Here is an 11,965-nt window from a genome sequence, read left to right as displayed (position 1 = left end):
GAAATCCGCGGCTATGCCTCCCAGCTCGCGCATCTGCTGAACCAGCCCGAAATGGCGGCGATCCTCGCCGCCGACCCGCGCTTCGGCCGCGCCGTCCGCCCGCTCTGCCACCTGCTCAGGATTCCGCTGCCGGCCGCGCTGGCCCCGCAACCGATTTTGCTCCGCCGCCCCGAACCCGCCAGCGGAACGCCCTCGCAGCGGCTCTGCAACCACTCTTCCGCGCCGGCGCCGGATCGGGCCGCGCCATCTGCCCCGCTTGCCGTCGCCCTCCGCCCGTCCGGATAACGCCGGGGCGGCGCTTACATTCAGCCTTCTGCCAGAACGTCCCTGATCGCCCCGGTCAGGCGCGCCAGTTCATCCTGCGCGATGGTCAGCGCCGGGGTGAGATAGACGATGTCGCGGAACGGCCGGATCCACGCCCCGCGCGCGACGAACCGCTCCCGCAACCCCACCGGATTCTTGATCCGCCCCAGCTGCACCACGCCGATCGCCCCCTTCACCCGCACATCGACCACGCCGGGCAGCCCCCGGCACGGTTCCAGCCCCTCGCGCAGCCAGGCCTCGATTTGCCTGGCCTGCCCCAGCCGGTCCTCGGTCTCGAACAGGTCGAGCGAGGCATTCGCCGCGGCGCAGCCCAGCGGATTGGCCATGAAGGTCGGCCCGTGCATCAGCGCCTTCATCGGGTCCTCGCCGAGAAACGCCTCGTACAGGTCGCGATGCACCACCGTCGCCGCCAGCGGCGAGGTGCCGCCCGTCAGCGCCTTCGACAACGTGACGATATCCGGCACGACGCCCGCCTGCTCGAAGGCGAACATCGTTCCCGTCCGCCCGAACCCAGTGAAGATCTCGTCGAAGATCAGCGTCAGCCCGTATTGGTCCGCCGCCGCCCGCAGCCGCCGCAGCACGGCGTCGTCGTGAAACACCATGCCGCCCGCCCCCTGCACCAGCGGCTCGACGACGATCCCCGCAAGCTCCCCGGCGTGCCGCTCCAGCAGCGCCATGAAAACCTGCTCCGACTCCGCATCCCGGGGCAGGGGGGCGATCACATGCTCCTGCAACAGCCCGGCGAACAGCGCGTGCATCCCTTCCTCGGGGTCGCACACCGCCATCGTCGCCAGCGTGTCGCCATGATACCCGTCGCGGAAGGCAAGGAATTTGTGCCGCCCGCGCTCGCCGCGATTGAGCCGCGCCTGCACCGCGACCTTCATCGCCACCTCCACCGCGACCGAGCCGGAATCGGTGAAGAACACCCGCTCCAGCCCGTCCGGCATCATCCCGGCCAGCCGCGTCGCCAGCCGATAGGCCGGCTCGTGCGCCAGCCCGCCGAACATCACATGCGGCATCGAATCGAGCTGGGCCGCGACAGCCTCACGGATATGCGGATGATTGTAGCCGTGGCACGCCGTCCACCAGGAGGCGACGCCGTCGATCAGCACCCGCCCGTCGGCCAGATGGATTCTTGCGCCCTCCGTCCGCACCGCCGGCAGCGGCAGCGGCGCGGTCTGCATCTGCGCATAGGGCAGCCAGACATGCCGCCAGCCGCGCTCCAGCCAGTCGCTCACGAAAGCTTCGTCATCCCGAGCCTGTCGAACAGCGCATTGTCCCGCGCGACCGCGGGGTTCGCCGTGGTCAGCAGCGTGTCGCCATAGAAAATCGAGTTCGCCCCGGCGAGGAAGCACAGCGCCTGCGCCTCGTCGCTCAGCGCCTCCCGCCCGGCCGACAGCCGCACCCAGGATCTCGGCATGGAAATCCGCGCCGCCGCGATGGTGCGGACGAAATCGATCGGGTCGATCGGCGCGCTCTCGCCAAGCTTCGTGCCCTTCACCGCGACCAGCGCGTTGATCGGCACGCTCTCCGGCGGCGGGTCGAGATCGGCGAGGGTCGCGAGCAGCCCGGCCCGGTCGTCGATATCCTCGCCCATCCCGATGATCCCGCCGCAGCAGATATTGATCCCCGCATCCCGCACCGCCGCCAGCGTATCCAGCCGGTCCTGGTAGGTGCGGGTGGTGATGATGCGGCCGTAGAATTCCGGCGAGGTGTCGAGATTGTGGTTGTAATAGTCGAGTCCGGCCGATTTCAGCCGCGCCGCCTGGTCCGGCCGCAGCATCCCGAGGGTGACGCAGGTTTCCATCCCCAGCGCCTTCACCCCCTCGACCATCGCCGCAACCCGGTCGAGATCGTGATCCTTGGGCGAGCGCCAGGCTGCCCCCATGCAGAAGCGTTGCGCCCCGGCCTCCTTCGCCCGCCGTGCAGCCTCCAGCACCGGGGCGATGTCCATCAGCTTCGAGGCCTTCACCCCCACGTCGAAGTCCGCGCTTTGCGGGCAATAGCCGCAATCCTCCGGGCAGCCGCCGGTCTTGATCGAGAGCAGGGTGGAAATCTGCACCTGGGTCGGGTCGAAATGCCGGCGGTGCACCGTCTGCGCCTGGAAGATCAGCTCGGGCAGCGGCAGCGCCAGCAGGGCGGCGATGCGCGCCCGCGTCGGGGACGGCATGCCAGCAGCGGCAGCAATGGAAGAATCGAGTGCGATGGACATGGCAAGCTCCGATTTGCCCCAAGGGGTCGAACCGGTGATAAACGCTGCATCCGCGTTCGTGAAGCTTTTGCGGCAGATTGAGACAGGATGACCACGCTCGACCAGTTCGCGACCGACAAGCTCGCCCGCCTTGAGGCCGGCGCCCTGCGACGTCGCCTGCGCCCGACCGCCCGCGCCGCCGGCGCGGTGCTGGAGCGCGACGGGCAGCGGCTGATCTCGTTCTCCTGCAACGACTACCTCAACCTCTCCACCCACCCGGCGGTGATCGACGCCGCGATCGACGCCGCCCGCCGCCACGGCGCCGGCGCCGGCGCCTCCCGCCTCGTCACCGGCGACCATCCGCTCTACCGCGCGCTCGAGGCGCGCCTCGCCGCGCTGAAACAGACGGAAGACGCCGTGGTGTTCGGCTCGGGCTTCCTCGCCAATACCGGCATCATCCCGGCGCTGATGACGCGGCACGATGCGATCTTCGTCGACGAACTCGCCCATGCCTGCATCTGGGCCGGCGCCCGCCTGTCCGGCGCCGCGCTCCACGTCTTCCGCCACAACGACCTCGCGCATCTCGCCGAACTCCTCGCCGCCCATCGCCAAGCCGCCCGCCACGCGATGGTGGTGACCGACGGCGTCTTCTCCATGGATGGCGACCTCGCGCCCGTCGGAGAGATGCTCGCCTTGGCCAACGCGCATGACGCCTGGCTGATGACGGACGATGCGCACGGCATCGGCGTCATCAACGAAGGGCGCGGCTCGGCTCACGGCCATGACGTGCCGTTGCAGATGGGCACGCTGTCCAAGGCGGTGGGCAGCTATGGCGGCTATCTCTGCGCCTCGCACGTGGTGTGCGAGCTGATCCGCAACCGTGCCCGCAGCTTCGTCTACACCACCGGCCTGCCGCCGGCGGTGGTCGGCGCCTCGATCGCGGCCCTCGACCTGATCGCGACCGACCCCGCAATGTGCGCCGCCCCGCTCGCCCATGCCCGCCGCTTCTGCGCCGCCCTGGGCCTGCCACCGGCCGAAAGCCCGATCGTGCCGCTCCTGCTCGGCACCGCCGAGCGCGCCCTCGCGGCGCAGGCCGTGCTGGAGGCGGCGGGCTTTCTGGTCGCCGCCATCCGCCCGCCCACGGTGCCCGAGGGCACGGCGCGGCTCCGCTTCGCCTTCACCGCCTGCCACGCCCCAGATGACATCGACCGTCTGGCCCAACTCGTCCACGACAGAATCCTGGTGACCGCATGAGCCATTTCTTCATCACCGCATCCGGCACCGAGATCGGCAAGACGCATGTCGCCGCCGGCATGATCCGCCACTGGCGGGCCGGCGACGTTCCCGCGCGGGCGCTCAAGCCGGTCGCCAGCGGCTACCAGCCCGCGCTCTCCGCGTCGAGCGATGCCGGTATCCTGCTGCGGGCGATGGGCAGTTCGATGGTGAACGACGAGGCGGTCGCCACCATCTGCCCCTGGCGGTTTCCCGACCCGATCTCGCCGGACATGGCGGCGGCGCGCAGCGGGCGGCGCATTCCGTTCGACGACCTCGTCGCCTTCTGCCAGGCCGAGATCGTCGGCGCGGCCGGCCCCATGCTGGTCGAGGGCGTCGGCGGCGCGATGGTGCCGCTGGATGAAACGCACACCGTGCGCGACTGGATCGCCGCCCTTGGCATCGAGGTCGTGCTGGTCGCCGGCGGCTATCTCGGCACGATCAGCCACACGCTCTGCGCCGTCGAGGCCCTGCGCGCGCGGGGGATCGCGATTGCCGCGGTCGTGATCAACCCGATGGAGCCGCTGCCGGTGCCGGTCGAGCGCACGCGGGAGTCGCTGCTGCGGCATCTCGGCGCCACCCCGCCGCCGGTCTTCATCGACGATACGCCGGACTGGCACGCCTGGCTCGACGAGGCCGCCCGCCGCTGAGTCGCCGGATGATACGAACGGCGTGTTGACACCCCCCGAAATCCTATATACCGGTTATTGAAAATCTGCATGGGGAGACCGACGGATGCGCGCTCTTGTGCCCGATTGCCCTTGCAGGCGGCAGGCTGAGTGGCTTCTGTTCTGGTCTCGTTCCCGCACGGCCCACGGGTTCGCCCGGCGCCGGCGTGACACGGCGGGCCGCGACCGCGACGGAAGTGGCTTCAGGCCCGGATCGGTCCGGAAAATTCACAAACACTAGGGGAAACAAATCCAATGGTCAGAAAACTCCTTTTTGGCGCCGGCATGATTGCGCTGTCGTGCGGGCTGGGTGTCGCGCACGCGGCCTCGGGCACGATCGAGATCGGCATGATCGCGGACATGACCGGACCGGCGGCGCTCAGCGGGCAGCACAAGGTCGATGGCGCGAAGCTCGCCGTTGACGAGATCAACGCCCATGGCGGCATCAACGGCAAGAAGATCAAGCTGATCGTCGAGGACGATCGCGGGCAGAACCAGGCCGGCGTCTCGGCCTATCAGAAACTTGCGGCGAACCAGAATATCGTCGCGATCATCGGCTCGATCCGCAGCACCATCGTGCAGGCGACGCTGCCTTACGTCGCGCGCTACAAGATTCCGACCATGATCGGCGGCACCGATCCGAAGCTGACGCATGTGGGCAACCAGTGGGTGTTCCGCTTCCGCCCGAACGATACCTATGCCTCGGCGACGATGGCCCAGTATGCGGTAAAGACGATGGGCAGCAAGAAGGTTGCCATTCTTTACGACACCGACGCCTTCGGCTCGGCCGGCAATCAGCTGCTCAAGGCGGCGCTGGTGAAGGACGGCGCGAAAGTGGTCAGCGACCAGGGCTACACGACCGCGACGCGCGACTACACCTCGTTCCTTGAAAAGATCAAGAACTCCGGCGCGGATACGCTGGCCACCTACATGACGAATTCGGAGGACGAGGCGCAGATGCTCAAGCAGCTGCGCCAGCTCGACCTCAAGGTGAAGATCATCGGGTCCACCTCGATCGCGACGGCGGTGTGCATCCAGCTTGCCGGGTCGGCGGTCGACGGCACCTACGGCGTTTCCGATTTCGTGGCGGACGGCAATGACGCGGCGAAGGCGTTCACCAAGCTCTATGTCGCGAAATATCACAGCCAGCCCGACGTGTTCGGCGGCTGGGTGTATGACGCGATGAACGTCCTGAGCCGGGTGATCGCGAAGGACGGCACCGCGCCGGCGGCGATCCAGAAGGGCATTCGCGCGGTGAAGGGCTATCACGGCGTCGAGGGCACCTACAATTTCGACGCGAACGGCGACGGGCTGCACGGCTACTGGGTGGTGAAGATGCAGCACCAGAAGGTCATCCCGATCAAATACGTCGGCTGAAGGCCGCGCGCCGTCCGGGCAGGGTCGTGGCCCGGACGGCGTTCGCCGTTATCGTGACGGAATGAAAAACCAGCTGCCCGGGATATCGTCTGCGTGTTCTCCGAATTCATCCAGCTGACCATCGCGGGGCTTGCGGTCGGCAGCATCTATGCGCTGATCGCGCTCGGCTTCGTGCTGATCTACACCTCGGTCAACGTGGTGAATTTCGCCCAGGGCGATTTCGCGATGATCGGCGCCTATTTCATGGTCAGCCTCGTCGTCGTGCTGCATCTGCCCTGGTGGCTCGCGCTTCTGCTCGCGGTGGCGGGAACCGGCGTGGTCGGCGCGCTGTTCCAGTTGCTGATCTTCCAGCCGGTGCGCAACCGGCCGCGCAACTTCCTGCCGGTGATGATCGCCACTGTCGGCGCCTCGGTCTTTCTCGAACAGGCGTTCCTGCTGATCTATGGGCCGATCCCGTACCAGCTGCCGCCGATCTTCAAGGCGCAGTCGGTCGCTTTGCTCGGCGTGCACGTCTATCCGCAATATATCGTCATCATCGTCGTCACCGCCGCCATGGTGGCGCTGCTGAACTGGTTCCTCGAACGGACCAAGCTCGGCAAGCAGTTGCAGGCGACGGCACAGGACCCGGACACCGCGCGGCTGATGGGAATCCGCGTGGCCTGGATGGCGGCGCTGACATTCGCCATCAGCACCGCGCTGGGTGGGCTGGCGGGTTTGCTGATCGCACCCGTCTACACGGTGACGGCGACGATGGGCTCGACCATCGCGCTGAAGGCGTTCGCCGCGGCGATCGTCGGCGGGTTCGGCAGCATGAAGGGCGCCATCGTCGGCGGGCTCGGCATCGGGCTGATCGAAACCTACGGCGCGACCTATATTTCGGGGTCGTATCGCGATGCGTTTCCGTTCATCGTGCTGATCCTGTTCCTGATCTTCCGGCCATACGGGCTGTTCGGTGAAAAAGTCTCGCAGAAGGTCTGACCGGCGCGCCGGCGGCTTCAGGGAAACGACAACATGACCAGGTCGATCGCCAAGTTCCTGCCCTTCATCGCGCTGCTCGTGCTGATTCCCTTCCTGCTGCCGGGCGGGCGGCTGGGCTCGTATTATCTCACGCTGCTGATCCTCTCGCTGTCCTACGCCGTCGCGGCCCTGGGGCTGACCGTTCTGCTCGGCTATTCGGGGCAGATCTCGCTGGCGCAGGCTGCGTTTTTCGGGATCGGCGCCTATACGTTCTCGATCCTCGCGGTGAACCACCACATCGGCTACTGGAGCGCGGCGCTGGCGGCGGTGGCGGTGACGACCGGGTTCGGCCTGTTCCTCGGCGCGATCTCGCTCAGGCTCGCCAGCCACTATCTCGCGCTGGTGACGATCGGCTTTCAGATCATCACCGAACTCGTGCTGAACAACTGGAACGCGGTGACCGGCGGCGCCGACGGGATTTCCAACATCCCCCGGCCGAGCCTGTTCGGCTACGCGATCAACAGCGATCACGGGTTCTATTTCATCTCCGTCGCGGTGCTGGTGCTGGCGAGCTATGTCGTGTTCCGCCTGCGCCATTCGCGGCTGGGCGGGGCGCTGTTCGCCCTGCGCGAGGACGAGATCGCCGCTTCGGCAAACGGGATCAGCCTGTTCCGGACCAAGGTTCTCGCCTTCGCCGTCTCCGCGGCGCTCGCCGCGATGGGCGGGATTCTCTACGCTTCCGGCTCGCTCTATATCAGCCCGAACGTCTTCAATTTCTATCAGTCGGTCTCGTTCTTCGCGATGGCGCTGGTGGGCGGGCAGGCCTCGATCGTCGGCACCACGCTGGGTGCGGGGCTGATCACCTTCCTGCCGGAAGTGCTGCGCTTCCTGCATGCCTATTACATCGCGGTCTATGGCGTGCTGGTCGTCGTCGTCGTGTTGTTCATGCCGGAAGGGCTGTACGGGTTGCTGCTCCGCGGCGTCGGCGCGGTGGCGACGCTGGTGGCGGGCCGGCGGCGCTCTGACGAGGAAGAGGTGGCGCATCTCGAGGCCGGCGCCGTGCCCGAGCGGCCGGTGGCCTCGGACCGGCCGCTTCTGGAAATTCGAGATCTGGCCAAGCATTTCGGCGGCATCAAGGCGGTCAACGGCGTGTCGCTCACGGTCAACCGGGGCGATGTCGCGGTGCTGATCGGGCCGAACGGATCGGGCAAGACGACGGTGCTGAACGTGCTGAGCGGGATCTATACGGCGACGGCGGGATCGATCGTCTATGACGGGAAGGAGATCACCAATCTCGGCCCGGCGCGGATCAACCGGCTCGGCATTTCCCGCACCTTCCAGAACATCCGCCTGTTCCCCGAACTCACCGCGTTGGAAAATGTGGCGGTCGGTTATTACCGGCGCGGCACGGTCGGGCTTGCGGGCGCGTTGCTCTCGCGGCCGCGCGGTTATCGCGAGGAACGCGAGGCGATGGAAAAGGCGAGGGAAACGCTGCATTTCCTCGGTTTCGCCCGGCTCGGCGTGAAGGCGAAGAACCTGCCGTACGGGCAGCAGCGCATCGTCGAGATCGCGCGGGCGATCGTCTCCGGCCCCGAACTCCTGCTGCTCGACGAGCCGGCGGCGGGGATGAACCACGAGGAAACCGAGGTGCTGTCGCAGATCCTCTACCGGATCCATGCGCGGGGGATGACGATGCTGCTGATCGAGCACGACATGAGCTTCGTCTCCAGTGTTGCGACGCGGGCCTATGTGATGGATTTCGGCCAGAAGATCAGCGAGGGTTCGGTGAAGCAGGTGCTGTCGGATCCTGCCGTGATGAAGGCGTATCTGGGTGACGATGTCGAATATGCTTGAGGTCAGCAACATCCAGTCGCGCTACGGGCAGGTGACGGCCCTGCACGACATCAGCATCGAGGTGCGGGCGGGCGAGGTCGTCGCCCTGCTCGGCGTGAACGGCGCGGGCAAGTCGACCACCCTCAAGACGATTTCCGGCCTGCTGCACCCGACGCGCGGCGAAATCCGCTTCGAGGGCGAGCGGATCGACCGGATGGCGCCGGAGGCGATCGTCCGCCGCGGCATCGCGCATGTGCCGGAGGGGCGGCACGTGTTTCCGGGCCTCACGGTGCGCGAGAACCTGATCATGGGCACGTCGAACCGGAAGGTGTCGCGCGCCGAAACCGAGCGGGACATCGAGGGGATTCTCGAAATCTTCCCCGATCTGAAGCGGCTTTATGCGCAGATGGGCTGGTCGCTCAGCGGCGGGCAGCAGCAGATGCTGGCGATCGGGCGCGGGCTGATGGCGAAGCCGCGCCTGCTGATGCTGGACGAGCCCTCGCTGGGCCTCGCGCCGGTCATCGTCAAGCAGGTGTTCGCGACGATCGCGCGGATCAACGCCGAGGGGATGACGGTGCTGCTCGTCGAACAGAACGTCAATCTCAGCCTGAAGGTCGCGCATCGCGCCTATCTGCTGGAGACCGGGCGGATCGTGCGGGCGGACACGAGCGAGGCGCTGCGCGCGGACGAGGGATTCCGCGCGGCGATGCTGGGTGCTGGCGCCCACTGACGCCGGCTCCGCGGCCACATGAGATTTCGCCAGGCGGTCACACGAAACTTCGCCTGGCGGTCACATGAAACCTCACTTGGCGGTCACATGACCGCGCCGACCTGCCAGGGCACGAATTCGTTGTCGCCATAGCCGAGCCGCTCGGATTTCGTGCGCGCGCCGGAGGCGACGTCGAGCAGGTGGCGGAAGATTTCCTCGCCCTTTTGCGCGATCGTCGTGCCGGAGAGGATGTCGCCGCAATCGATGTCCATGTCGGTTTCCATGCGGCGGTAGAGATCGCTGTTGGTGGCGAGCTTGATCGAGGGCACCGGCTTGCAGCCGAAGGCCGAGCCGCGGCCGGTGGTGAAGCAGAGGATGTTGGCGCCGCCGGCAACCTGGCCGGTGACCGAGACCGGGTCGTAGCCCGGCGTGTCCATGAAGACGAAGCCGCGCTCGGTGACCGGCTCGGCATAGCGGTAGACGGCGGTGAGCGGCGTGGTGCCGCCCTTGGCGACGGCGCCGAGGGATTTCTCGAGAATGGTGGTCAGCCCGCCGGCCTTGTTGCCGGGTGAGGGGTTGTTATTCATCTGCCCGCCGGTGCGGGCGAGATAGTCGCGCCACCAGTCGATCCGCGCCAGCAGGTCGTCGGCGACGCGGCGGCTCGCGGCGCGATGGACGAGAAGATGCTCGGCGCCATAGATTTCCGGCGTCTCCGACAGGATCGCGGTGCCGCCGTGGCGCACCAGGATATCCGCCGCCTCGCCGAGTGCGGGGTTGGCGGTGAGGCCGGAATAGGCGTCCGACCCGCCGCATTGCAGGGCGAGGATGAGATGCGAGGCGGGCAGGGGCTCGCGCCGCGCGGCGTCGGCGCGGGGCAGGATCTCGCGCAGCGCGGCAAGCCCGGCCTCGATCGTCGCGGGCGTGCCGCCGGAGTCCTGGATCGTCATCCAGTGGAAGCGGGGATCGTCCTTCAGCCCGTAGCGGGCGGTCATCCGCGCGATCTGCAGCACCTCGCAGCCGAGGCCGATGAACAGCACGCCGGCGACGTTCGGGTTGCAGGCCGCGCCCCAGAGCGTGCGTTCGAGGAGCTCGTAGCCCTCGCCATCGGCCGCCATGCCGCAGCCGGTGCCGTGGGTGAGCGGAACGATGCCGTCGACATTCGGAAACCCGTCGAGCAGCCCGCTCCGCTCCGCCCGCAGCGCGATCTGGCGGGCGACGGTCGCGGCACAGTTCACCGAGCTCAGGATGGCGATGTAGTTGCGCGTGCCGACCTGGCCGTTGGCGCGGCGGAACCCCATGAACGTTGCCGGCGCGGCGGCGGGTTCGACCGGCTTCACCTCGCCGAGCGTGTAGTCGCGCGCGAATTCGTGAACCTCGACATTGTGTTCGTGCACCCAGGCGCCGGGGGCGATGGCCTCCTTCGCGAAGCCGATGATCTGGCCGAACTTGCGCACCGGCGCGCCGGCCTCGATCGGGGCGGAAGCGATCTTGTGCCCGCGGGGGATTCGCGCCGAGGTCACCAGGCCCTCGGCGACGCCGGTGCCGGATGCGATCGGCTCGATCGCCACGAGGACATTGTCGGCGTCGTTCAGGCGCACGGTGGTGGGAGCGTTCATGGGTCTGGTTCCGTTTCTCGCCCTGGCGCGGGGCGGTGGTCCGCCCCGGGTCGTTGAATGAAATATACCGGTATGTATTTTTCCGATAAACGGCAAGCCGGTCAAGCGCCGGCCGGCCGTCCCGCGCGCTGCGCCACCTCGCCGGCATCGGGCGAGAAATAGTCGCGCCGCTCGGCGATCAGCAGGCGCACGGTTTCGAACACCCGGTCGAGATGCGTCTGCATCGCGGCGGCGGCGCGCTCGGAATCGCGCCGCATCAGCCCGTCGAAGATCGCCTGGTGCTCGGCGAGCACGGTTTCGGCGTGGTGCGGGCGCGGGAAGCCGAGGCGGCGAATGCGGTCGAGCTGCGCCTTGGCGCCGTTGATGATGCGCCAGACCGTGGGCGAGGCGCCGCATTCGCTGATGAGGCGGTGGAAATCCTCGTCCAGCAGATAGAACTCGTCGAAATCGCGGGCGGCGGAAGCCTTGCGCTGGGCGGCCATGTTGGCGGCGAGCGCGCGCTCGAAGGCGAGGTTCATCCGCGATGCGGCGAGCCGCACCACGCGCATCTCCAGCGCGTCGCGCACCATCTGGCCGTCGAACGCGTCCTGGATATGGATGGGGGCGACGCTGGTGCCCGAACTCGGCACCACGGTGACGAGGTTTTCCGCCGCGAGCTGCAGGATCGCCTCGCGCAGCGGCGTGCGCGAGATGCCGAGCCGGGCGCAGATTTCCCGCTCGTTGATCGCCGCCCCGGGCGGCAGCTTGAGCTGGACGATGCCGTTGCGGATGATCGTGTAGATCTGCGCGGTCTTGCCGATCGTGGGGTCGAGCCGGAGCGCGCCGAGCGAGGCGAGGAACGGATCTTCCGCCGCGGGGTTTCCGGTTTCGGCGGGCTGCTTGCGGGGGCGCGGCATGAATCTCCCTGACGTGGTGCGCCCGGAAGGATCTGACCGGCATGGACGCAAGGCGTTTTGCACCGATCATACCGGGGGCGCGACATGTTTGACAGTCGTGATTTACCAATATACCGGTATTT

Annotated in this window: 10 protein-coding genes and 1 pseudogene; 7 read left to right on the top strand and 4 right to left on the bottom strand. The window is 67.6% G+C overall.

Annotation, left to right across the window (positions count from 1 at the left end; translation table 11 throughout):
• Positions 1–285 (top strand): annotated as a pseudogene (locus APM_RS10145) (hypothetical protein); the annotation flags it as partial.
• Between the two features lie 20 nt (positions 286–305).
• On the opposite strand, the gene APM_RS10140 reads toward APM_RS10145, so the two are convergent.
• Both APM_RS10140 and bioB read right to left on the bottom strand, forming a co-directional pair.
• Complete coding sequence (locus APM_RS10140) at positions 306–1,562, bottom strand: adenosylmethionine--8-amino-7-oxononanoate transaminase (protein ID WP_007423279.1); 1,257 nt, start codon at positions 1,560–1,562, stop codon at positions 306–308.
• Positions 1,559–2,536, bottom strand: a complete 978-nt coding sequence (gene bioB, locus APM_RS10135) for a biotin synthase BioB (RefSeq protein WP_007423278.1) — start codon at positions 2,534–2,536, stop codon at positions 1,559–1,561. Before bioB ends, APM_RS10140 begins: the two co-directional genes overlap by 4 nt.
• A gap of 87 nt (positions 2,537–2,623) precedes the next feature.
• Between bioB and bioF the strand changes: the two genes are divergently transcribed.
• The 6 genes from bioF (at position 2,624) to APM_RS10105 (ending at position 9,352) form a co-directional block, all read left to right on the top strand.
• The gene (gene bioF, locus APM_RS10130) at positions 2,624–3,769 is read left to right on the top strand and encodes an 8-amino-7-oxononanoate synthase (RefSeq protein ID WP_007423277.1); all 1,146 of its coding nucleotides are present in this window, start codon (positions 2,624–2,626) and stop codon (positions 3,767–3,769) included.
• Positions 3,766–4,437, top strand: coding sequence for a dethiobiotin synthase (bioD, locus tag APM_RS10125; protein ID WP_007423276.1), 672 nt, complete (start codon positions 3,766–3,768; stop codon positions 4,435–4,437). The genes bioF and bioD overlap by 4 nt, the downstream gene beginning before the upstream one ends.
• A gap of 273 nt (positions 4,438–4,710) precedes the next feature.
• On the top strand, positions 4,711–5,832 hold the full coding sequence (locus tag APM_RS10120; protein WP_007423275.1) for an ABC transporter substrate-binding protein: 1,122 nt from the start codon (positions 4,711–4,713) through the stop codon (positions 5,830–5,832).
• A 93-nt stretch (positions 5,833–5,925) separates the two neighbouring features.
• Positions 5,926–6,810, top strand: a complete 885-nt coding sequence (locus APM_RS10115) for a branched-chain amino acid ABC transporter permease (RefSeq protein WP_007423274.1) — start codon at positions 5,926–5,928, stop codon at positions 6,808–6,810.
• A gap of 33 nt (positions 6,811–6,843) precedes the next feature.
• Positions 6,844–8,643, top strand: coding sequence for an ABC transporter permease subunit (locus APM_RS10110; RefSeq protein ID WP_007423273.1), 1,800 nt, complete (start codon positions 6,844–6,846; stop codon positions 8,641–8,643).
• Complete coding sequence (locus APM_RS10105; RefSeq protein ID WP_012039681.1) at positions 8,636–9,352, top strand: ABC transporter ATP-binding protein; 717 nt, start codon at positions 8,636–8,638, stop codon at positions 9,350–9,352. The genes APM_RS10110 and APM_RS10105 overlap by 8 nt, the downstream gene beginning before the upstream one ends.
• Positions 9,353–9,435: 83 nt before the next feature.
• Here the strand turns inward: APM_RS10105 and APM_RS10100 are convergent, their stop codons facing one another.
• Positions 9,436–10,947: a UxaA family hydrolase gene (locus APM_RS10100; RefSeq protein ID WP_007423271.1), complete on the bottom strand. Its 1,512-nt coding sequence runs from the start codon at positions 10,945–10,947 to the stop codon at positions 9,436–9,438.
• A gap of 101 nt (positions 10,948–11,048) precedes the next feature.
• Positions 11,049–11,843 (bottom strand): GntR family transcriptional regulator, encoded by a 795-nt coding sequence (locus tag APM_RS10095; protein ID WP_007423270.1) that lies wholly within the window; start codon positions 11,841–11,843, stop codon positions 11,049–11,051.
• Positions 11,844–11,965: the final 122 nt, after the last annotated feature.

Origin of the sequence: Acidiphilium sp. PM (assembly GCF_000219295.1) — a bacterium.
Taxonomy (GTDB): domain Bacteria; phylum Pseudomonadota; class Alphaproteobacteria; order Acetobacterales; family Acetobacteraceae; genus Acidiphilium; species Acidiphilium multivorum.
Note: the sequence above shows the minus strand (reverse complement) of the source record. Positions and strands in the feature narration are given on the sequence as shown.